Raw genomic sequence first — 22,203 nt, 5'->3', positions numbered from 1 at the left:
TCTTACTATTATAGTGAAATCTTTATTATTTTTCCACTTATTTTTTTAATTTTATCAGAAATCATGCCTTTTCCGCAGATTGCAACTTTTTTTCCGCAGAACACAGCGTTTTTGTAGCGGCAGACTGATTTTTCAATGTCGTTCTTTTTGAGGTTCAGCAAATTTTTTATTCTGATTTTATCAAGAGAAAGAGAAATTCCGTAAAGACATCTCATAAGTCCAGTTCCGCCTCTCATTGCTGGCGTGTACGGCTCAATTTCATCTGAATAAACTCCTGCAATGGCTTTTTTTATGTCGTCAAAAGAAAATTCATCTTTTTTAAGAAGCGGAAGTTTTTCCTCAAAATATTCAAGAGAATCAAATGGCTTTGGGTCGCGGTATGTGGCAAAGCAAGTTGCGCCGCTTGAACTTTGAACAGAAAGAAAAACACCGTATGCTCCGCCGCTAGTTCTAATCTGCTTCCATAAGTCGGAAGTTTCAAGCAGATGTGAAAAGACTGTGTCCGCCATGATTTCTTTTCCTTTTTCGCCGGAACTTTTTACAGCGGCAGAAGCAAAGCCTATGTTTCCCGGCACAACAAAAACTTCATCCACACAAGGATTTTTCTCGCAGTAAATTTTTCCTGCAAGCTCTGTCTGCTTAAAAAATTCCTTGTCAGAAATTTTCTTTTTTGGCTTTGGAAATTCAAGGCAAAGATTTTTTGCAAGAAAAGCAAATCCTTTTTTAGCCACGGCAATTCCTGAGCTTCCGGCTGTTACATGGAAAAGAGAGCCGCTTGAAATTATTTTTTTATAAATTGATTCAAGCTTTTCAGAAATTTCAGAAAGCTTCATTTTTTTTATTTCATTCATCGCAAAGACAGAAGTCAGCCCGTCCTTAATTTCCTGAACAGCGCACGAACGGTTTAAAAGCCTGCATGACCTAAGCATTGCAAAATAATGTCCGCCAGGAACAACAGATGCATTTAGACTGGAGCACAAGCCGTTTACAATTGTTTTAAGTCTAGATTTGTCTGAAAAATCAATCGAAGAAATAATTTCGCTTGCAAAGTCAAAGGCTTGCACGGATTTTTCTTCTATAAATTTAAAATGAATGACAAGCCACTCACGCCCGATTATAAGCGGATTTTCTTTGGCAAGTTTTTTAGAATATTCTGGAACTTTCGCGCTTCGTATATAAGCTCCAAAATCTCCCATAATTCTGTCGGAATAAGAAATTGTTTCTTCCCAAGATCTTTTTTTTGTTCCAAGTCCAGAAATGCAGCTGGAAAGCAAAGGAAGAAATTTGTAATCCGCAGGCTCAAGGCGGTCAACAGGAAAAGAAACAGAAGCGTAGACAATTCCGTTGCAGGTTTCTTGATTTATATAGAAAGGAATTTTTTCGCACAAAGTTTTGCGAGTTTCAATTTTTTCAGCAGGATTTTCAAGTTCTTCAATATTAACAGCTGGAATCAAATTTTCATTTTCCACACTGGCTTGAAACGCATGAAGTTTTTCAAGTGAAAGCAAAACGTTTTCTTTCCCGATTTTTTTATAAAGGCAAGATGCAAGTTTTTTTTCTTTTTCGGTTCTGTCAAGACTCCATTTTTCAGATGGCGAAACTGTTACCAAAGTTTTGTTTTTATTTTCAACAAAAAATTTTCTTATAAGATTTTTTAGATATTCCGGCTCGTCTTTTATTTTTTTCTTTATCTGCTCAAAAGATTCAATAAAAGCAAGCGCGTCTTTCGGATTTGCTCCGTAAGTCCAGGAACGCAAAACACGCTTAAGAAGAACAAGCGAATACGGGCCGTGCGACGGAGATCTTTTTACTTCTCTTATTGAAAAATCAAAACTCATAAAACTGCGTTCAATGTCTTCTTCTTTTATTCCGTTTTCAGCAAGCGACTTCATAGCGTCATCAATGCAATTCTGAAATTCCTGAGCCTCTTCCGGCTTAAGTCCGCTCATGCCGACTGCTATGGAAAAAAATCTTGAGCTTATGCTGCATCCTGTTTGCGGCGCAATATCACAGCCTTTAAACTTATTCAGCAAAAGTTTTATAACTGGCGCAGAATCGTTTCCCAAAAGAAGCTCGGACAAAAAACTTATTTCCATTGGAAGTGAAAAAAGATTTTCCTTTTCCGCGGAATCTCCGATTTTCCAAACTAAAGCCGTTGTGTTTTTTGAATCCTCCGCAGGGCCAAAAGCGTCAATCCGCTTCTTCATTTTTACACAAGAATTTTCAGAAGCAAACGAATATTTTTCACCGGGAGATTTTATGTTTTTAATTACATTTTCATCAAGAAAATCAAGCTGCTCTTCTGTCGGAATGTTTCCGTACAAAAATACAAGGCAGTTTGCCGCGCAGTAATATTTTTTGTGAAACTCTTTAAACTGCTCGTAAGACAAAGACGGAATTTCCAAAGGGTCGCCGCCGGAATCTTTTTCGTATCCAGTGCCAAGAACAGAAGCATTTAAAACTGCATCAGTCGCAACGGAATTAAAAGACGAATAGTTTCCCTTCATCTCATTAAAGACAACTCCCTGAATCACAGGATTTCCATTTTGGTCGGTTTCAATCCTCCAGCCTTCCTGCAAAAAAGTTTCAGCATTTAAAATCGGAAAAAAAACAGCATCCGCATAGACAGACATCAAATTAAAATAATCAGTTTTTATAAGAGAGCTTGCCGGAAAAACAGTTCTATCTTTTGCAGTGTAAGCGTTAAGATATGTATTTATGCTCTGGTTTCTAAGCTGAAGAAACGGATCTTTTATCGGAAACTTTTTTGAGCCGCACAAAACGCTGTGCTCAATAATATGCGCGACTCCAGTGCTGTCTTTGCAAGGAGTTCTAAAAGCGAATGCAAAAAGATTTTCTTCATCGTTGTTCAAAATGTGAAAAACTTCAAGACCGGATTTTTTATGCCGCAAAAAAATTCCTTCTGAATCGTAATATGGAATTTTAAAAACATCCAAAACTTCAAAGCCTTTGTAAACATCATTTTTTTTCATACATAAACCTCACCTTCATCTCTTCCAGAAACACGCAAATCTCCGTTTTCCCAAGCGCGCCTAAGAACGGAATAAAACGATGAAGTCATTTTTTCGCTGTCGGATTTTGTCAAATGATGAATCATGCTTTCTTCATCAAGGATAACGCGCCTTCTGTTCTTGGAAACATTTGAAAGAATCTTTTCTCTAAACGCATCATTTTTTCCATAAATCAAAATTGCAATGTCGCGGTCTTCCATGTCATGAAGATAATTTTGAATAAATCTGTCATCTGAGCCAATAACATCTTCTTCTGTAAAAAGCCGTTTGCGCAAATCTTCGCCAAGCTCTGGATCCTGCTCGCTCAATGTATTGATAATTGAATTTTCCGCGGAAGGATTCATTCTCTTTAGAATCTGGGCAAGAACTCCGCGTCCGTCCATGTTCTGTGAATTTTCCGTGTTCTGGGTAAGAAGCTTTTCGTGCAGGCTCTTGTCAATTTCAGCAAGAACTTCTGGGGCAACCGGCTTCATTTTTGCAAGGCGCAGGACAATCTTTTTTTTGTCCTCAACGTCCATTAAATTTATAACTTTTGCGGCTTTTTTAGGCTCAATCTGCGAAAGAACAAGCGACTTTACAGCATCAGATTCTCCGTCAATCAAAACTTTAATTCGCTCAGCATTCGCATCCGAAAGATAGTCAAAAGGCTTTCCGTCCGGATACTTCACAGATTTTTTGAGCATATCCTCAGCTTTTTCAGAACCGTAAGCCTTGGTCAAAATATTCCGCGCAGTCTCAAGTCCGCCTTCTTCCCTAGCCTTTTCAACAAGAGATTCAAATTCCTCAAGAATCGAAGCTGACTCTTCCGGCGTGATTTTTTGAATTGAAGCGATTTCTGGAATTATTTTTTCTGTCTGCTCTTCTGTTAAATGCGGAAGAATTTTTGCAGCCTCGTCAATTCCGATTATCACAAGAAATTTTGCAACTCTTCTATATATACTATCTTTTTCTGTTGAAGAAGCCGGAATCTTTACAAGTCCGCCGCTCGTAAGATTTTTTGCCGCGTCTTTTACATCATCTGATGTCGCTGATTTTTTCTTTTCAAACCAAGTTCCAGTTTTTGCCGCGATTTTTGCCTGCTCTATATTTTGCCTTTCCGCATTCTCTTTGTTCTGCTTTTCAATTCTGTCTATTGCTGAATTGACATTTTCAAAAACCGGCTTATGGACAAGTTTTTTATTCTGACCGGCTCCAGCAGAATAAGCGTTAAGCCTGTAATCTTGTAAATTCATAGGAACATTTTAATTTATGATATGATTTTTTTCAATTTGAATACAATATTTTTTTGAAAACTATGTAACTCTTTTCAAAATTTGTTTATTATTTTAGTAAAGAAATTTTTAGCATAGAAAACTTCAAAAATCAGGAGGTTTTAGTTTAATATGAAAAATTTAGTGAAGAAGATTGCGTACATAGCCGGTGCCGCAGTAATGGCAGCCGGAATATTTTCGCTTTCATGCAAAGTAAACAAAGGCTCTGCAAGCGTCGCTTTCGCAGAAACACCAGCCACGCAAATTCCGCAGGACTCATTGGCAGTTACTCAGGCTTTGCAGGATTCATTCCGTTCGATAACATCCCAAGTGCTTCCAGCCGTTGTAGAAGTTGATGTAAAGGAAACAACAAAAGTAAAAACATTTTCTCCATTTAAAGACCTTCCGTTCTTCTTTGGAATTCCACGCGACGGAGAAGAAGGAGACGGAACAAAAGAACTTGAGCAGTCCGCGCTTGGTTCCGGCGTAATTGTAAGAAGAACAGGAAACACAGTTTATGTTCTTACAAATAACCACGTTGTAGGAAACGCCACTTCAATAAAAATAAAGCTTAACGATGAGCGCGAATTTGAAGGAAAACTCGTTGGAAAAGATGAGCGCATGGACATTGCTCTTGTTTCATTTGAAAGCAGCGACAAGTCAATTGCAATTGCAAAGCTCGGAGACAGCAGCACAATTCATCAGGGAGACATCGTTCTTGCACTTGGAAGTCCTCTCGGATATTTTGCGTCTGTAACACAGGGAATTGTAAGCGCAACAGGCAGAAGCGGCGGACAGATTGGCTCAATCAGCGACTTTATTCAGACTGACGCGGCAATCAACCAAGGAAACTCAGGAGGTCCGCTTGTAAATATTTTTGGAGAAGTAATCGGAATAAACACTTGGATTGCTTCAAATTCCGGCGGCTCACAGGGACTTGGATTTTCAATTCCAATCAACAACATAAAGGAATCAATAAACCAGTTCATTGACAAAGGAAAAATAACTTACGGATGGGTCGGAATCAGCCTAGTAGAAACTACTGATGAATACAAAGAGCAGCTTGGAATAGACAAAAAACAGCAGGGCGCGCTTGCAAGCCAAGTGTTCCTTGACGGACCTGCGTACAAAGGCGGAATTCTTCCGGGCGACTTTATAATCGGACTGAACGGACACGACATAAAATCCGTAGACCAGCTTATCCGCGAAATCGGAGGCATTCCAGCAGGAAAAACAACAACTATAAAAGTTCTGCGCGGAAAAACAACAAAGGAAATTTCTGTAAAAATTGACGAGCGCAACGAAGAAGTTACTGCAAACGACACAAAGCTCTGGCCAGGATTTGTAGCATCTCCGCTTACTCCAGACTTGCGGAAAAGGCTCAACATTGAAAAAGAAAAAGTTGAAGGCGTAGTTGTCGCAAGAGTATTTGAAAAATCCCCTGCCGCCGCATTAAGGCTCCAGGAAGGCGACATTATCTGCGCTGTAAACGACAAGAAAGTTTCAAGCCTTGAAGAATTCTATGCAGCTTTGGACACTAGCTCAAAGAAAGAAATTTGGTACGATGTGTACAGCAACGGTCATGTAGTAACAACCGCAAGATACAAAATCGGAAAGTAAAGCCAACAAAAATTCTTGTAGCTGAAAAATGCCGCGCCTGCCGCGGCATTTTTCGTTTCCACAAAAACATCTTTTCTGAAAAAATTATCTTTTTTTTACAAAATAAATGTAACCAAAACAAAAGATTTATGTTGTTATTATTGAAAGACAAGAGACCTCTTACTTTCTTCATAAGAACTCCTTTTTCAAGCTCCAGCGGGTGTTGGGGCTTGTTTTTTTTACAAAGCATTGAAAAACTAAATTACCTTTACACAACTTTCTTTCGTAAATATAATATCCGCCATGTCTGTATTGGAATTGTTTATTTTGGCTGTAGGATTAAGCATGGACGCATTTGCGGTTTCAATTTGCAAGGGACTGGCTGCAAAAAAAGTTTCCATCAAGGAAATGTGCATTGCCGGCGTCTGGTTCGGCGGATTTCAGGCTTTGATGCCATTTTTAGGCTGGATTCTAGGCTCAAGATTTAAATATTATATAGAAAACTTTGACCATTGGATTGCATTTCTTCTTTTAGTCGCAATCGGCGCAAACATGATTCGGGAATCTTTTTCTGATGAATGTGAAAAAGTTGACAATTCGTTCGCGCTAAAAACAATGTTTGTAATGGCGGTTGCCACAAGCATAGATGCGCTTGCAGTCGGAATAACATTCGGTCTTTTGCTCGACAGCTGGAAGGAAATAATTCTTGCAAGTCTTTTTATCTGCTCAATAACATTCTGCTTTTCCGCAGCCGGAGTAAAAATCGGAAGCGTATTCGGAAACAAGTACGAAAAAAAGGCAGAGATTGCAGGCGGAATAATTTTAATCTTAATCGGAATAAAAATTCTTTTAAATCACCTTGGAATTTTATAATTCAAGATTTCATCAAAGAATCTTGTAATTAGGACCTTCAGCCGACTCAAAAATCTTTACAGAACAGCTTTCCATCGTAACATTTTCGCAGAAATCCGCAATATTCATCGCGCAAGGAGAAAGCAAGTCGTCCGGATTATAAGAAGTTTCAACAACGCTTTCTTCATTTTCACTTGCAAGCCGGCTAAAAGCTCCGTTTAATCTTACAATATCTTTTACAGCGGCAAAAAGATGCATTTTGTTTTTTTCTTCAAACTTTTGCTTTAAAAATAAAAGCTGAAGTTTTTCAATCGCCTTGTGTCCTGCAAGTTCCGGGTCAAACCCAGTTTCAAACGAGCAGTTGCTGCAAAGCTGAAATTCCTCAAAGTCAGAAAAAAATGAAGAGGCTTCTATTTTAAGCGCATTTATAACACTGCAAAACCAAGGAACTGCCCTTCCCGCTGAATAAAATGTCTTGCAGGCAAACGCCATTCCTCTGGAAAAATCAAGGTCTTTAGAAGAATAAATTCCAGTCGGCTTTGGCTCGTGGTACGGCTTTTCTTCTAGCTGCGGAAAATCAATGTGGTTTGGATAAAGTGAAACTGCAAAATCAAGGCGGCTGCGGAAATTTTTGAAAGTGTCGCCAGTTTTCATTCCCCAGTCCAGATTAAAGCCAAATACAAGACCCGCTTCATTTAAAAGCCGAGCCTTCTGCGAATAAAATTTCTTGTCGAATAAAAGCGCGCCGTTCTTTTCTGTTCCACCAAAAGGAATTTCCAAGGAGCAGTATATTTCCTGAAATTCCTGCACAAGCGTTTTGTCAAGAATTTCAGGAGAAACCAAAATTGAAACAAAAAGTTCCGGGCAGAACTTTTTTATCTGGCTTATAAGGCGAAGAATTCCGTTTTTATCGTGCGAAAACTGCCTGTCAGAAATAGAAAGTTCAGTAATTCCCTGCCTTGAAAATTCCGGGAGAGTTTCAAATATTTTTTTTATTGAAAAGACAGAAAGTGACGCCTTAGAGGATTGCAATTCCGTGCTTCTCACATTCATTTATCATGGAATCCGGCCAAATGCTGACCTGAGTTTCCCCGATATGGGCTTTGCGCAAAAAGTACATGCACAAGCGCGACTGTCCGATTCCGCCGCCCATTGTCTGTACAAGAGAACCGCTCAAAAGCTTTTTATGGAAATCAAGTTCCGCACGTTCCGGGCAACCGCGTTCCTTTAGCTGGGCAACCAAAGATTCCTTGGAAACTCTTATTCCCATGGAAGAAAGTTCCATTGCCTGATTCAAAACAGGATTCCAGACCAAAAGGTCGCCGTTAAGTCCTATGTGTCCGTCGCCGCTTTCTGTAATCCAGTCGTCATAGTCTGGAGCGCGTCCGTCATGGATTGAGCCGTCCGGAAGTTTTCCGCCGATTCCTATTACAAAAATTGCTCCGTGCTTTTTGCAGAATTCGTTTTCACGCTCTTTTGGAGTCATCTTTGGATAAAGTCTGTACAAATCATCTGAATACACAAAAGTAATTTTCGGCGGAAGAATCGGAGTGATTTCTTCGTATCTGTCATAGACAAAAAATTCAGTCTGCTTAAGAACTCTGTAAATACGCTCAACAGACTCGCGAAGGAACATTACATTTCTGTCGTTTTCATCGATGTGCATTTCCCAGTCCCACTGGTCAACGTAAAGCGAATGAAGATTGTCCAAAGTTTCGTCCGCGCGGATAGCGTTCATGTCTGTGTAGATTCCAAATCCGCAGCCAAGCCCCAGTTCGGAAACTTTCAGACGCTTCCATTTTGCAAGCGAATGCACAATTTCCATCTGGGCATCCCCCATGTCTTTTACAGGGAATTTTACAGGCCGCTCAACTCCGTTCAAGTCGTCGTTTATTCCAGTGCCTGATTTTACAAACAAAGGCGCTGTAACTCTTGTAAGCCCAAGCTCCGTGGAAAGCGCAAGCTGAAAAAAATCCTTCAGCAAAACAATAGCTTTTTCAGTTTCCTTTACGCTAAGCAAAGGCTTGTAGTTTTCTGGAATATACAAATCAGGCATTTTAGTCTCCGTACATGAACTTATTTTAGAATCTCCACATACTACAACGATTTTATAAATTTTTCAAATGCTTTTTTACCTTCTGGATTTCTTTTGTAAACGCCGGCGTCTTCAAGAACTTTTGCAAACACGATTCCGACTTCGTCCTGAAGGATTTTTCCAACGTTGTCTTTTGTTATGCTGCTGTACTTTGGAACAAAGGATTTTACCCAGTCGTAATGCTTTCCAAGAACTTCGTCCGCGCTAAAGTCAGTGCCGCTCAAAATTGCATCTTCCAAGCCTGCAAGCTCCTTTTTAAGCCTTGACGGAAGAACCGCAAGCCCCATAACTTCAATCAGCCCGATGTTTTCCTTTTTTATGTGGTGAAGCTCTGCGTGCGGATGGAACACACCAAGCGGATGCTCGGCAGTGGTTATATTGTTGCGCAAGACCAAATCAAGCTCGAACTTTCCGTTTTTCATGCGGGCAATCGGCGTGATTGTATTGTGCTTTTCACCGTCAGTTTCCGCAAAAATAAAAGAAGCCTCATCTGTGTATGCCCGCCACTTTTCAAGAATCTTGTCGGCAAGAAGACAGACTTTTTCAGAATCAGTTCCGTCCAAGCGGATTACGCTCATCGGCCACTTTACAATTCCGCAGTCAACGTCCTCAAAGCCTGCGACCGTGAATTTTTCTTCAACAGGAGCTTTCGCCATAGGGAACTCGTAGTTTCCGCCCTGAAAATGGTTATGCGAAAGAATCGAGCCGCCAACAATCGGCAAGTCAGCGTTGCTTCCGATTATGTAGTGCGGAAAAAGCTTTATAAAGTCAAAAAGATAGCGGAAAGTTTCCGGGCAGATTTTCATCGGCTCGTGCTCGTAGCTAAAGACAATGCAGTGCTCGTTGTAATAGACATAAGGCGAATACTGAAGCCCGAACATTCTTCCGTTCAGCTCAACAGGAATAATTCTGTGGGTCTGGCGCGCGGCATGGTTTACGCGTCCTGCATAGCCTTCGTTTTCCTTGCACAAAAGACAGGCTGGATAACCGCCCTGCTTTGCGTTGCGTGCGGCTGCGATTGCTTTTGGGTCTTTTTCAGGCTTTGAAAGGTTGATTGTAATGTCGATGTCGCCGTATTCGGTGCTTGCCTTCCATTTTAAGTCCTTGCAGACTCTGTAGCGGCGGATATAGTCAGTGTGCTGGCTGAATTTATAGTACCAGTCAGTCGCTTCCTTTGCGGACTTCTTATAAAGCGAATTGAACTCCGCCTGAACTTCCGAAGGACGCGCAACAAGGCAAGACATAATCTTTGTGTCGAACAAGTCGCGGTAAACAATGCTGTCCTCTATGAACTTTTTTTCCACCGCATAGTCCAAAAGGCTTTTTAGAATATTTTCAAGCTCGCAAACCTCTACGGAAGGCACAAATTCCGCCTGCTGCTCGTTTTCAAATCCATCAAGAGCAAAAAGCTCAAGCAAACGGTTCTTTGTATAAACAACATCATCTTTCTTGATGAGACCAGTTGCAAGACCATAGCCTGCAAGGGAATTAATAGATTCGTAAATATTCATACCGCAATTTTAAAATGATTTTCCCCAGCTGTCAAACACAGATTTACAAAGGCGCGCAATCAGTTGCACAAAATGTCCGCCCAGTTGACATACACGCTTTTAGAACTAAAATAGCTTTTCTGTATGAACTTTAAGCATAAAATAATCCTTGCAGCCTTTAACGTTTTGCTTGCAGCATCAGTTTTTCCGCAGGAAATATCAGAACTGGAAATTCCGCTCTGCCCCGCTTCAAGTTGCGGCGAAAACTCAGGCGACCACGAAATCCACGGATATTCCGGGTTTTCACTGTGCTTTAGGAACAGCTACAAGGACGCTGAATGGGTAAGCTACACTCTCACGCAGGAAAAGCTAATAAAAAACGCGCGGCGGACAAACAAATTCATAGAAGACAAGAATATTTCAACAGGAAGCGCGAAACTTTCAGACTACAAGGCAAGCGGATATGACAGAGGACACCTTGCGCCGGCGGCAGACATGGCTTGGAGCGAACAAAGCGAAAACGAAAGCTTTTTGATGAGCAACATGACACCTCAAGTTCCGCAGTTCAACAGAGGAATCTGGAAAGAGCTTGAGTCCCAAGTCAGAAAATACGCCCAAAGCCTGGACTTTCTGATTGTAGCGACAGGCCCGGTTCTTGAAAAACAGCCGGAAGAATATAGCGCCATAGGGCAAAGCAAAGTCTGTGTCCCCGAATATTTTTACAAAGTGCTTCTTGCAAAAGACAAGGACGGAAACTGGCAGTCAATAGGATTCATAATTCCCAACGAAAAGAGCGAGCAGGACATTCTCTCGTACAAAGTATGCGTAAATGAAGTGGAAGCAAAAACCGGCATAGACTTTTTCAGCGCGCTAGACGATTCCATTGAAGAAGAAATAGAAAGCCAGACAGAAAATATATTTACGCAAGATTATCCGTTCAAGCCGGACAATGGCAATATGGACAAGTCTGATATGACAAAAAGTTAAATCTAGCAATGACTAATAATCCAAGGCTGATGACAACGATAAAAATTGCAATTTTCAGAGGTTGACTATATAATTTCTATCAATGAAAAGAGTGTTTATTAGTGCAATCTTTATAGCCGGACTGCTACTTGCTTCATGCGAATCCTCCAAAGTAGAAGAGCCTAAAGCAAATGAATTTGAAATAAAGGAAGACGAGCTTGTTACATCTCAAAACTTCTTAGACGGAAAGCTTCTTCTTACATTTGCAGGCGATATAATGGCGCATTCCGAAAACACAAGGGGAAACTTCAAGGACATTTACACGGAAATTGAAGACATCGTAAAGCAAGCCGACCTTTCATTTGCGAACTTGGAAACTTCCGTGGACGACAAAAAGGACTTTTCTTCATATCCGCGGTTCAGTGTAAAAGAAAGCTACGCAGACGCCGCAATAGAAGCCGGATTCAATGTGTTCAGCCTTGTGAATAATCACTGCAATGACTTTGGAAAAGCCGGGCTTGAGTCCACCAGAAAGTACTTTGAAAAAAAGCAGAATGAGCTAAACGCGCAGAACAAGGAGCTTTATTTTGCAGGAATAAAAAAGCACAAGGGAGAGCAAATAGAGTTCATTCCGATTGAAAAAGACGGATGGAGAATTCTTTTTGCCGCGGTTACAGAGCTTGCAAACCAGTGGACTGACACCGAATACTTTGACTTCCTTAAGCCCGCGAAAAAAGAGCGTGAAAAATTCCTTGAGCTTATAAAGCAGAAAAGGACTGAATGCGACCTGCTGATTTTAAGCTTTCACTGCGCGGAAGAAGAATACGTTCTGACCATTGCTGAAAATCAAAAAAAATTTTATCATGCACTTATTGATTCTGGCGTTGACGTTCTTTGGATAAACCATCCGCACGTTGCAAAAGACTGGGAGCTTATATCTTACAATGGAGTTCCTAGAAAGATTATCTTCTACGCAATGGGAAACACAATCAGCGGGCAAAGAAGAAATCCCGAGTTTTCAAATCCGGCAAACAGAAGGGAATACACCGGGGACGGCTATATTTCGCAGGTTGCCTTTGAAAAGGATTCCGGCGGTGCAAAAATCTTCTGGGTGAATCCAGTTCTTGTTACAACGCTTATTACAGATGAGAAATACTTCGTCATAAAGAAGCTGAATGATGAATTTCTAAATACACTGGAAGAAACTTCAAAATGGAAACCGTATCTTTCAGAACGAAAAAGACTTATGGAACAAATAAAAGGAACAACTAGATGTCAATAAACTACAAAAACCTTCCTGTCTATGAGCAGAAAGAAAGAATCCTTGAGGCGTTAAAAAACAATCAGGTTATAATAGTGCAAAGTCCGACCGGCTCTGGAAAAACCACGCAGCTTCCCGTTATCTTGCACGAAGCCGGATATTCGCAGACAGGAACAATCGCCGTAACCCAGCCAAGAAGAATCGCGGCGTTAAGTGTAAGCGAGTTCATTGCAAAGCAGCTAAAGACAAAATATCCGGGGCTTGTAGGCTACAAAGTGCGCTTTGAAGACAAGACCGACCCGACAACAAAAATCAAAATAATGACAGACGGAATTCTTTTGCAGGAAATGAAGCTGGATCCTTACATGAGCAAGTATTCCGTTATCATGGTGGATGAAGCGCATGAACGCAGCCTGAACATAGACTTTGCGCTTGGGCTTTTAAAAAGAATTCTTGCAGTGCGCCACGACTTTAAAGTAATAGTAAGCTCCGCCACAATGAATGCGGAAAATTTCAGCAGGTACTTTGGCAACTGCCCTATCATAAATATTGAGACACAGACATTTCCTGTTGCGATGGTTTATGATCCGCCTGAATCCAAGCCGACTACAACAACAGAAGCCGGAGTTGAAGCAATCCTTGGAAAGATAGAAAAGACAATCGACCGGGTGCTGGACAACAAGGAAACCGGCGACATTCTTGTTTTTCTTCCGGGCGAAAAAATAATCAAGGACTGCATGCAGCGGCTTTACAACGCCACGTTCAGAAACAAAATCCATATTGTTCCGCTTTACGGAAGGCTTCCAAAAGAAGAGCAGGAACGGGTCTTTGACAATGCTCCGTTCGGAAAAAAGAAAGTTGTCCTTAGCACGAACATTGCAGAAACTTCTATTACAATAAACGGAATTACAACAGTAATTGATTCAGGACTTGCAAAGCTGAATTTCTACAGCCCAAAGACATTCACTTCAAGCCTTGTGGAAACTCCAGTAAGCCGCGCAAGCTGCAGCCAGAGAAGAGGAAGAGCCGGACGCACTTGCGAAGGAACTTGCTACAGGCTTTATTCACGCAAGGACTTTGAAAGCCGCCAGGAATACACAACAGAAGAGATTTACAGAACAGACTTAAGCGAAGTTGTTTTGCGCATGGCGGAACTTGGAATAACAGAATTTGAAAAGTTCGACTTTATTTCGCCACCAGGACACGAAGGACTTGTTGGAGCTGTAAACACATTGAATATGCTGGGCGCACTTGAAAAAGACGGCTCGCTTTCCAGCATCGGAAAACTCATGGTTCAGTTCCCGCTTGAGCCTCGCATAAGCCGAATAATTGTAGAAAGCATAATGCGCTATCCGAATGTGATGGAAGAAGTTCTGATTGCCTCTTCGTTCTTAAGCGCGCAGTCTCCGTTTGTGCTTCCTGTTGGAGAAGAAATGGACGCACGGCAAGCACACCATTCATTTAGAGACATGCAGGGAGACTTTGTTGCCTACGTAAAAATGTTCAGGACTTATTCAGAAATGAAAAACAAGGAAGCGTTCTGCAAAAAGAATTACCTTGACGAGCGTGTAATGGCGGAAATCCAGAACATAAAAATTCAGCTTGAAGAAATCGTGTCGCAAAAGCTTCAGCTTCCAATTTTAAACAACGGAAATCTGGAAGACTATCTTTGCTGCATTGGCTGCGGAATGATTCAGTTTGTATGCGTGCGAGAAGGAAGAGAAAACTACAGAAGTCTTACGCAAGACCACATTTCAATTCATCCCGGCTCCTCGATGTTCAAGGCGAATCCAGTTTACATTGTAGCCGGAGAAATTGTGCGCACAAGCAGAATGTTCGCAATGAGTGTTTCGCCGCTTACAAAAAAAATCCTTGAGCAGATAAGTCCAGGACTTGAAGAAAAGCTAAACAAAATCCGCGCGGAAAAAGAAAAGGACAGAGCAGAAAAACTTCAGGCCGCAAAAGAATCAAAGAAAAAAGAAAAGCCGGAAAGCAAAAAAGGCGCAAAAAAAGAAGACAAGAAAAAGGATGAAAACACAGTTTCGTTCGGCGGAGAATCATTCGAATGCAAAAAAATCAAAGGCAAAAAAATATTGCTTCTTCCTTGGAATGAATTCAAAAGCGCACTCTCAAAGGAAACAAACGAAAGCCTCCTGAACAACATCGCAGGCATGAAAGGCGTAATTCTTATGAAGGGCGGATTCAAGCTTCTTTCCGGCGAAAAAATGGAAGTCATAATGAAGATTGCAAAGACGCTCAACTTGAATCCGATTGATGAAAAATCCTGGCCGCGCAAGCTGAACATAAACATCTTTGAGGACGGCGGACTTGAACAGCTAATAAAAAACATTGACTTTGCGATGCGCATTACAGTTGCAAAAGCCGCTTCAAAGGAACTTGGATTTGTCTGCCTGTTTACGGACGGAAACGGAACTTACTGGTTCAAGGTTTCAAGAGGATTTACAACCGCGCTCAATGAAAGCCTTGCCTCCCTTGAAAAGCTCATTGACGACACAAAGGATTCAGAGCTTGATATTTCACGAAAAGAAAAAATCAATATGCTCTACAGACTTTTGGACGGAATGTATAAGTAAATATTGAAAATTTTATTTTCCATTAATCCCATGAAAAATCATGGGATTATTTTTTTTCCAATCATAAAACATCAACAAATCCCAGCTGCTCATAAACATCTCTTCAAAACCGCGCACTTTTTGCATTTTTTCGGCAATAAATAGTTATCATAGAAAACTTCAACAAAAACAGGAAGGAAAAATGCAAAGACATGAACTTACACCGGCCCAAAAATGGGAGCGGCTCACACTCGCCGACAACTTCATCTTCTGCAAAGTCCTTGAGGACAATCCGGAAGTCTGCAGGCATCTTATCGAAATTCTCTTGAACATAAAAATTGATAGAATCGAAAAGCCTGCCGCGGAAAAATCAGTTAAAACAGATTTCATCTCGCACGGAATAAGATTCGACGTATATGTGAAGGACGGAAACGGCCGCTCGTTCGACATAGAGATTCAGACAACGCACAGCACTTCCCTAGCAAAACGCGCCCGCTATTATCAAGGGCTGATGGACGTTGACAATGTGCAGCACGGAGCAGGCTATGATGTGCTTAATGAGAGCTACGTTATTTTTCTGTGCCTGGGAGACGCGTTCGGAAAGGGATTTCCAGTCTACACATTCCGCTACCGCGCCGATGAGGACAAGGATTTTCTGATGAACGACGGAACAGTAAATATCTTTTTCAATGCGAAAAAATATGATACAATGAAATCCGAGGAGCTGAAATCGTTTTTCAAATATCTCTGCGGAAAAGAGCCGAGCTCCGGTTTCACAGATAGGCTCTCCGCGCTGGTCGAACGTGTAAAAATAAACGCGCAATGGAGGCACAGGTTTATGACATGGGAACAGGAAATGGCTATTCAAGCAGAAGAAAGAGCCAAAGAAATAGCAGAGGAAAGAGCAAAGAAGCTTGCCAAAGATATGGCAAAAGATATAGCTAGAGACATGGTCAAAGATACTGCACAAAGCATAGCTAATGACATTGCAAATCAGAAAATTATTGAAACTGCGCAAAAAATGCTTAAGGAAAATATAGGAACGCCTGAGCAAATTTCAATGGTTACAAATATTCCGCTTGAAAAAGTCTTAGAGCTTCAAAAGGAAATTAAATAGATTACAGTTTTATTCCTGCGCTCAATGTGAATGATGTTCCCGGCGCAGGATAGCCATCAACATGGACATACTGAAAGTCAAAAACATTTTGCCACAAAAACTGCGCATAAAGTTTTTTTCCTGTCCAAGAAATTCCTGTGTCCAAATTAAAATAATCCGGCACATAAAGAGTATTGCTGTTGCTTGTGTATTTTCTTGAATTATAGGAAAAAACAGTTGTCCAAGCAAAGTTATCAAAAAATGAATATTTTTCAGTTAAAGAAAAAGTATGAATAGGCGTGTACATTATCTGATTTCCGTCCGTGATGCCGCCTGAAGTCAAAACTGCCTTGCAAAAAGTATAGCTTGCGGAAAACTCTAAGCTTCCCAAAAGTTCTTTAGTGGAAAAATAAAAATCCGCGCCCCAGTTAACAGAAGAACCCCAGTTGTCCGGCGACCAGGAACCGCTTGAATCGCTCACCCACCCGATTTTGTCTTTATAAAAAATCAAAAATGGCTTTACAGAAAATCCGATTCTTTGTGAGTAAGAAATTCCTGTGTAAAACGAATATGCGCTTTCGCTTTTTAAATTCGGATTTCCAACTCCGCCATCGCCTGAATAATAAAGCTGTTGAAAAACTGGATTCGTTATGTTTTTTGAAGCCTTAAAGAAAAACGCAAAATTTTTTAAGTTCCGTTCCGCAGAAAAACTATAAAGCAAGCTCAAAGTATTTGAAGGCTCAAAGTAATCGAGCGGAAGCGACAGCAAAAAGTTCCAGCCAAAAAATTCAAACTTCACAGACGGAGAAAAAAACGCAGAAAAAAGCGAATGTGAATAAGTTGCATTTTCTTTGCCGGAAGAAATTTCATCGGAAAAATCATAAGAGCAAAGCGCGTAAAATTCCAAAAAGTCCAAGACAGAACTTTCCGCCTGAAAAGAAAAATTGCTTACTTTGTATTCGTTTCCCAAATCAGAAAAGCGGGCGTGCTTTGTGTAGTCAAGGTCTGAATATTTGTAAGACGGCAAAACTTTTAAGTTCCAGTTTTCAAACGGAAGAAAAACAGGAAGCGCAAAAACAAGCGAAAAGTCTTTTTGATTTTCTTCTGTAAAATATGCGCCGCCAGTTTTTCCGCAGTTGGCATCGGAATAGTTTGCATAGCTTGAAAATCCAAACGAAGCGCCCGGAAATTTCTGCGTGGCAAATTCCGCAAAAAGCGAATTGTTAAAAAGCGTGCGCTCATAGCCTGAATATTTTTTCTTGTAGCCTGAATACGAATCGCTAAAATCCGGCTTGTAAGTTGCATCCAGCGAACGGTAGCCGAAGTGATTTTCCTTGCGGGAAACATTGAAGGCTTCGTGCACAAAAAGCGACGAGCCGTTTTCAAAAATAAGCGGAACAGAAAATTCAGTTCTTGCCGAAGGACTGTCGTTCACTGAAGAAAGATAGCTTTTGCTTTTTAATTCCGCGCCGGCGTGAATCTTGTTAAAGTCGCAGGAAACCGTGGTTATGTAAATTGCAACAGAACCGTTTACCGCGGCAGGATTTACTTTTATGGATTTTACAGTTGCGAAGTCTAAAGTTGAAAAATCAAACTTGCCGGTATTTGAATCGTTCACAAGAACATTGTTTATGTAAACTTTTATGGAAGAATTCCAATAGCCGTGAAAAGTAAGCTCATTGTTTCCTTTTTTAAATGCGAAACCCGCGCTTTCCAAAGCCTGTTCTGCGGAAGAAAAAGAAGACAAATCATCTTCATCCAGCACAATCAGCTCCGGATTTTTTTCACGGTGAATTGTTGTCGTAATGCCCGGAAGCTCCAGCTCCTGAGCAAATGAATAAAAAGAAACAACTAAAGCAAAAAGAAAAGCAATAAGATTTTTCATACCAATGACATCTTCGGGATTAACCCGAAGATGAAAAAATTATTCTACTTTAGAAAAAATATTTTTAGTTGGAACAATAACTGAAGAAACTGCGCGTCCTGTTTTGTCTGCGCCAGATGAAGAAGAAGTCCAGTAAGTTGTGTTAAAACAATCCGCATTATTAAATGCAAATTTTTCAACAGCCTCATCAAGAGTTGTTATGTTTTTATAAGCATCTCCTGCAGCACCTTCAATATAAATCTTTGTATCACTAAATACAGAATCTTTATTTACAGAAGTTGGAATTTCACCATCTTTTGTAAGGAACTGAAATTTTACGCCATACCAGCAACCAACAGCTGGAGTACCATACGGTGAATACTTTGCCTGAAAAAGAATTACACCAGAATGCTTATCCAATTCACTATCAGAAATTCCATCAGAAGAATCTGCACCAGAGAGAAGATTGTAAACAACATAAACTTTGTTTGAATCTTTTAAGTCAAAATACAAATCTTTCTTTGATACAGTTGGATAATTAGAATAATCATCAATTGTTACTTTTACATAATCAGTATTTTCTTTCAAGCCATCAACAGAAGATAAACTATCAGCTGAACATGCTGTAGCATAAGCAATTGAAGAACGGAAAATGTAATAACCTGCAGAACCAGAATATACTCCGCTGACGGGGTCGGCAGCGGAAAGCTCGACGGGGTAAAGAGCGTAATGAACTTCTTCATCATCGTCGTCATCTGATTTACAGCCTGCAAAGGAAACTGCTACAAGTGCAGACATCAAAAGCGCGGTCAAAAACAACCAGGCGCGGTTAAAAGAAAATTTTGTGTTTTTCATAAAAACTCCATTGCGTTTAAATTTTACAGTTCACTATGGAACTGTGTAAGAGGAATTATTGCCTTTCATAATCCTTAATTCTAGAATTCATAATTCTAAAATTTGTGGAAGCTGGAAGTTCCCCAGAATAAAGCTTAGGTGGATACCAATGCATATAATCAGGGGCAAGTAACTCTCCTTTATAATGTGTATACCAATAAAAAGCAGCACAATAAGTAGAAATACCATCGTCAAGAAGCAAAGCCCAACATTCATTATTTGCAGAAGAAGACCATTGAACAAGTTCTTTGACTATATAACTATTGGAACCATACTTCAGAGTAGAACCTTCAAAAACTAAAGGGTTGTCACTATCCTTAGAAGAAATAAAAATTCCATTTGTGGGAAGCTCTTTTCCTACAGGTAATTTATCTTTCAGTGCAAGATAAATATCATAACTTTCCAAAGACAATTCGGCAGAATCAGATTTCAATTCATGAACATAGGAATCCTTGTTAACATAAAATGAATTAGGTGAACCATACCACCAGTAATCTTCAATTTTGTCTTCTGGAATTGTATAGCTAGGAATGTGGCTTTTTATTTCAGCCCAGGTCCAAGTTTTTGCAACATCAGAATCTTCTTTATAAGCACCTATCCGCTCTCCTCTTTCCACAGTCCAATATTCCAAGCTACTATCTTTTGACTGAACAGGCACTCCAAAATAGAAGTTAAAGACGTAGTGCATCTTTGTTTCCGTAGGACCATAAAATGTGTCATCCATATCCAGAGCAGCATCCAAAGCTTCCGCAGGGCTGTCGTACCAATCAGAAGACCACTTAACATTCCATACCCCCCCCGCAATATTAGTAAGGGTACAATGATTCCAGAAAAGACCTTGCTTTGTTACAAAAGGCTCGTTTCCTGTTATGCCGGGACTTGTTGAGCCTGCCGCACCTTTTTGAGAAGTGTGAGCCAAAAGCAAATCATAAGTTTTTGTTTTTTCATCGTATTCTGTGGCAAGAACATTTGCAAACCAGAAATGGCTTACATCTTTAGAAATGCTAAGCTTTGCGCCAATCTGCAACTCCCATCCACTGTTTTTATTCAATTTATATTTTCCATCAAAATTTGCAAGATAGTCAGATTTTAATGGAGAAACTTTTTCATAGTCAAAAAATGAAGCGCTGTTATCCGCGGAAATCTGCATACTTGTTGCATAAAGAAAATCGCATTTAAAATAAACATTGCCATTGCTTTCTTTATAAAAAGAAACTTCAGAAGTTTTTCCTATTTCGCGTACATTTGTAGAATAAATAATCTTCGCTTTCGTTATGCCGTTTTCTTCTGCGGTAAGCTGAATCCATCTTTCTGTATTAACACCGTCCGGCATATAATTCAAGTAAACAATTTTTTTATCTTTATCTTCTGGAAAATCGAATCTATATTCATTTGAAGCAAACCACACGGTATTTGCAACGTCATCATAAAGCAAAGCCCTTGCATTATCTTGATTTGAATTGTTTGCCCCTGAAGAAGGAGAATCAATGCTTGAGATTTCGTTGTTGTCAGAATCGTCTGCATTGTCCATGCACGAGGCAAAAAGAAAGGAAATTAAAAGTAAGGCAGAACACGCCTTTATGAACTTCATTTAGATGTCCCCCTAAACGAAAAAAAGAGTTAAGAGAAGTCCGGATTTTACGGTGGTGGGTCCTCAGCTGAATTCCACAGCATATTCTCTTGCATTTATATAGAAATAAATGCGCTTAAACAGATTCCCCGGTCAAGCCAGGGAATGACAGTATTACAGTCAGCCTGCCATTTTTGCAATCGGCAAGCTGTCTGTCATCTTCGGGCATTGACCCGAAGATCTTTCTTTACAGAATGTGGCTTACATAGAATCCGCAAGACCAAGCATTGCGAGTTTTTCCGTCGAATGCCTTTCTGTTTTCCAAGTTCAAGTTAAGGTCAAAGTCTGTTTTCTTAGAGAACTTGTATTTTACAGAAGGACGGATTGTAAAGATGTGTCCGCCGTTCCAGTCGTCATCGTCCCAGTCCTTGTCTTTAGAACCGAATGCAAGAGAACCATAAGCATTGAACTGGAAGTCCTTGTTAATAGGAACAATAAGAGCAGCTCCAGCATACCAAGCGAATGTGTAATCGTCATTTTCAAAGAAGTTCAAGCCGGCTTCCGGGCGCAAAGAAAGCTTTGAGTTTGGAAGCGAGAATGTGATTGCGCCTCCAAGTCCGTAAGCCTCGTCATCCTTTTCTTTTGTGAACAAAGAATCCATTGCAAGATAAACTTCAAGAACAAAGTTTTTTGCGCCGATTGTTGAGCCTGCATAGAAGTTTGCGGCATCTTCAAAAGCGCCTTCCATTGCAGCGCCAATGCTAATCCAGTTTACAGGAGCAAATTTTACACCAAAGTTCACAGCAGGATCGTCTGTGTTGAATCCGTTAGGAAGAACTGCGCCCGCTTCAAGGTTCAATTTTCCTTTTGAAACGTATCTTACGCCAAGTCCTCTTCTTGCATAGGAATTTGAATAAGGAATGAATCCTACAACATCAGCAGTGCCCGGTCTGTCAACAGTGAACTTGTAGTAGCCTGCGCAGTCTGTTGAAGTTGAGCTAGGAGCAAATGAGCCTGAGCGGTCATCGTAGGCTGTGCTGAATCCGCCCTGTCTTACGTGAGCATTAGGTCCCCAAACCCAGTCGCCGTATCCCGGAGCAGGTCCGACTTTCCAGTTGAGTTTTGTTCCCATTCCAAAGTCAAAGTTGCGGTTGATATGGTAAACAAAGTTCAAATAAAAAGCGTCTGTAATTGTGTTGTTTGAATCAATAGCATTATTATAGCCATCACGATTTGTATTTGAGTGATTGCCGCCTCTTGTGTTTCGTCCGTAGTGAAGAGCAAGCGGATTCAAATTTGTTGTTCCAACTTCAAAGTTGTCAACATCGCCGCCGTTTTCATAGTTTGCCAATGCGCCCATGTTGAGCATTCCGTCCATCGTGAACTTACCCTGGTCAAATCTTGCCTGAAAAATATCAGTAAAACCATAGAACATTGTGTCGCCGTCAAACGGGTTTCCAAATCCAGTCCACAAAGTGTTCTTAATCTGCGCTCTTTCCAAAACCTGCGCACTAGCAGCCGCTCCAATAAAAAGCGCAGCGGCAATTCCCAAAACAACCTTTTTCACTTAAAGCCTCCAAAAGTTAAAAAAGAAAATATTATAAACAAAGTAGCATAATATTAGTTACTGATTTTACAGAGAAAACACAAAAAAATCAAAT

15 protein-coding genes are annotated in these 22,203 nt (G+C 40.5%); 6 read left to right on the top strand and 9 right to left on the bottom strand.

The features are described from left to right. Positions 1-8: 8 nt before the first annotated feature. Both Q0H92_RS04535 and Q0H92_RS04530 read right to left on the bottom strand, forming a co-directional pair. Positions 9-2,993 carry an insulinase family protein gene (locus Q0H92_RS04535; protein ID WP_296012407.1) on the bottom strand — a complete coding sequence of 995 codons (2,985 nt, stop codon included), beginning with the start codon at positions 2,991-2,993 and terminating at the stop codon, positions 9-11. Next, the gene (locus Q0H92_RS04530) at positions 2,990-4,264 is read right to left on the bottom strand and encodes a flagellar motor switch protein FliG (RefSeq protein WP_296012405.1); all 1,275 of its coding nucleotides are present in this window, start codon (positions 4,262-4,264) and stop codon (positions 2,990-2,992) included. Before Q0H92_RS04530 ends, Q0H92_RS04535 begins: the two co-directional genes overlap by 4 nt. Before the next feature lie 150 nt (positions 4,265-4,414). On the opposite strand from Q0H92_RS04530, the gene Q0H92_RS04525 reads away from it, so the two are divergent. Together Q0H92_RS04525 and Q0H92_RS04520 are read left to right on the top strand one after the other, a co-directional pair. After that, positions 4,415-5,902: a Do family serine endopeptidase gene (locus Q0H92_RS04525; RefSeq protein WP_296012404.1), complete on the top strand. Its 1,488-nt coding sequence runs from the start codon at positions 4,415-4,417 to the stop codon at positions 5,900-5,902. Between the two features lie 282 nt (positions 5,903-6,184). After that, a complete protein-coding gene (locus Q0H92_RS04520) occupies positions 6,185-6,754 on the top strand; it encodes a manganese efflux pump MntP family protein (protein ID WP_296012401.1) in 570 nt (189 codons plus the stop codon). Positions 6,755-6,766: 12 nt separating this feature from the next. Here the strand turns inward: Q0H92_RS04520 and Q0H92_RS04515 are convergent, their stop codons facing one another. Genes Q0H92_RS04515 through galT form a run of 3 tightly spaced genes read right to left on the bottom strand, consistent with a single transcriptional unit; the run spans position 6,767 to position 10,339 of the window. Further along, a complete protein-coding gene (locus tag Q0H92_RS04515; protein WP_296012398.1) occupies positions 6,767-7,765 on the bottom strand; it encodes a hypothetical protein in 999 nt (332 codons plus the stop codon). Continuing rightward, positions 7,752-8,789, bottom strand: a complete 1,038-nt coding sequence (asnA, locus tag Q0H92_RS04510; RefSeq protein ID WP_296012397.1) for an aspartate--ammonia ligase — start codon at positions 8,787-8,789, stop codon at positions 7,752-7,754. Before asnA ends, Q0H92_RS04515 begins: the two co-directional genes overlap by 14 nt. A gap of 41 nt (positions 8,790-8,830) precedes the next feature. Next, positions 8,831-10,339: a UDP-glucose--hexose-1-phosphate uridylyltransferase gene (gene galT, locus Q0H92_RS04505; protein WP_296012395.1), complete on the bottom strand. Its 1,509-nt coding sequence runs from the start codon at positions 10,337-10,339 to the stop codon at positions 8,831-8,833. A gap of 123 nt (positions 10,340-10,462) precedes the next feature. Here galT and Q0H92_RS04500 point away from each other — a divergent pair, with 123 nt between their 5' ends. From Q0H92_RS04500 to Q0H92_RS04485, 4 genes are all read left to right on the top strand, one after another. Then, complete coding sequence (locus tag Q0H92_RS04500; RefSeq protein ID WP_296012393.1) at positions 10,463-11,305, top strand: DNA/RNA non-specific endonuclease; 843 nt, start codon at positions 10,463-10,465, stop codon at positions 11,303-11,305. An 82-nt stretch (positions 11,306-11,387) separates the two neighbouring features. Next, complete coding sequence (locus tag Q0H92_RS04495; protein ID WP_296012391.1) at positions 11,388-12,566, top strand: CapA family protein; 1,179 nt, start codon at positions 11,388-11,390, stop codon at positions 12,564-12,566. After that, positions 12,557-15,139: an ATP-dependent RNA helicase gene (locus Q0H92_RS04490; RefSeq protein ID WP_296012389.1), complete on the top strand. Its 2,583-nt coding sequence runs from the start codon at positions 12,557-12,559 to the stop codon at positions 15,137-15,139. Before Q0H92_RS04495 ends, Q0H92_RS04490 begins: the two co-directional genes overlap by 10 nt. Before the next feature lie 181 nt (positions 15,140-15,320). After that, positions 15,321-16,235, top strand: a complete 915-nt coding sequence (locus Q0H92_RS04485) for an Rpn family recombination-promoting nuclease/putative transposase (protein WP_296012387.1) — start codon at positions 15,321-15,323, stop codon at positions 16,233-16,235. Position 16,236: 1 nt separating this feature from the next. Here Q0H92_RS04485 and Q0H92_RS04480 read toward each other — a convergent pair whose 3' ends face one another. The 4 genes from Q0H92_RS04480 to Q0H92_RS04465 form a co-directional block, all read right to left on the bottom strand. Next, positions 16,237-18,099, bottom strand: coding sequence for a TonB-dependent receptor (locus tag Q0H92_RS04480; protein ID WP_296012384.1), 1,863 nt, complete (start codon positions 18,097-18,099; stop codon positions 16,237-16,239). A gap of 39 nt (positions 18,100-18,138) precedes the next feature. Then, positions 18,139-18,933 (bottom strand): hypothetical protein, encoded by a 795-nt coding sequence (locus Q0H92_RS04475; protein ID WP_296012382.1) that lies wholly within the window; start codon positions 18,931-18,933, stop codon positions 18,139-18,141. Between the two features lie 55 nt (positions 18,934-18,988). Next, positions 18,989-20,563, bottom strand: a complete 1,575-nt coding sequence (locus tag Q0H92_RS04470; RefSeq protein ID WP_296012381.1) for a hypothetical protein — start codon at positions 20,561-20,563, stop codon at positions 18,989-18,991. 226 nt (positions 20,564-20,789) lie between these two features. Then, positions 20,790-22,109: a hypothetical protein gene (locus tag Q0H92_RS04465; RefSeq protein WP_296012379.1), complete on the bottom strand. Its 1,320-nt coding sequence runs from the start codon at positions 22,107-22,109 to the stop codon at positions 20,790-20,792. Positions 22,110-22,203: the final 94 nt, after the last annotated feature.

This window comes from uncultured Treponema sp. (assembly GCF_934725225.1).
Lineage (GTDB): Bacteria > Spirochaetota > Spirochaetia > Treponematales > Treponemataceae > Treponema_D.
The sequence above is the reverse complement of the archived record's forward strand: the minus strand, read 5'-3'. Positions and strand labels throughout refer to the sequence as shown.

Bases quoted from the DNA above. Each gene is read 5' to 3' on its own strand.
- asnA (WP_296012397.1), bottom strand. From the start codon at position 8,789: ATGCCTGATTTGTATATTCCAGAAAACTACAAGCCTTTGCTTAGCGTA.
- Q0H92_RS04530 (WP_296012405.1), bottom strand. From the start codon at position 4,264: ATGAATTTACAAGATTACAGGCTTAACGCTTATTCTGCTGGAGCCGGT.
- galT (WP_296012395.1), bottom strand. From the start codon at position 10,339: ATGAATATTTACGAATCTATTAATTCCCTTGCAGGCTATGGTCTTGCA.
- Q0H92_RS04490 (WP_296012389.1), top strand. From the start codon at position 12,557: ATGTCAATAAACTACAAAAACCTTCCTGTCTATGAGCAGAAAGAAAGA.
- Q0H92_RS04475 (WP_296012382.1), bottom strand. From the start codon at position 18,933: ATGAAAAACACAAAATTTTCTTTTAACCGCGCCTGGTTGTTTTTGACC.
- Q0H92_RS04525 (WP_296012404.1), top strand. From the start codon at position 4,415: ATGAAAAATTTAGTGAAGAAGATTGCGTACATAGCCGGTGCCGCAGTA.
- Q0H92_RS04520 (WP_296012401.1), top strand. From the start codon at position 6,185: ATGTCTGTATTGGAATTGTTTATTTTGGCTGTAGGATTAAGCATGGAC.
- Q0H92_RS04470 (WP_296012381.1), bottom strand. From the start codon at position 20,563: ATGAAGTTCATAAAGGCGTGTTCTGCCTTACTTTTAATTTCCTTTCTT.
- Q0H92_RS04480 (WP_296012384.1), bottom strand. From the start codon at position 18,099: ATGAAAAATCTTATTGCTTTTCTTTTTGCTTTAGTTGTTTCTTTTTAT.
- Q0H92_RS04495 (WP_296012391.1), top strand. From the start codon at position 11,388: ATGAAAAGAGTGTTTATTAGTGCAATCTTTATAGCCGGACTGCTACTT.
- Q0H92_RS04535 (WP_296012407.1), bottom strand. From the start codon at position 2,993: ATGAAAAAAAATGATGTTTACAAAGGCTTTGAAGTTTTGGATGTTTTT.
- Q0H92_RS04500 (WP_296012393.1), top strand. From the start codon at position 10,463: ATGAACTTTAAGCATAAAATAATCCTTGCAGCCTTTAACGTTTTGCTT.
- Q0H92_RS04485 (WP_296012387.1), top strand. From the start codon at position 15,321: ATGCAAAGACATGAACTTACACCGGCCCAAAAATGGGAGCGGCTCACA.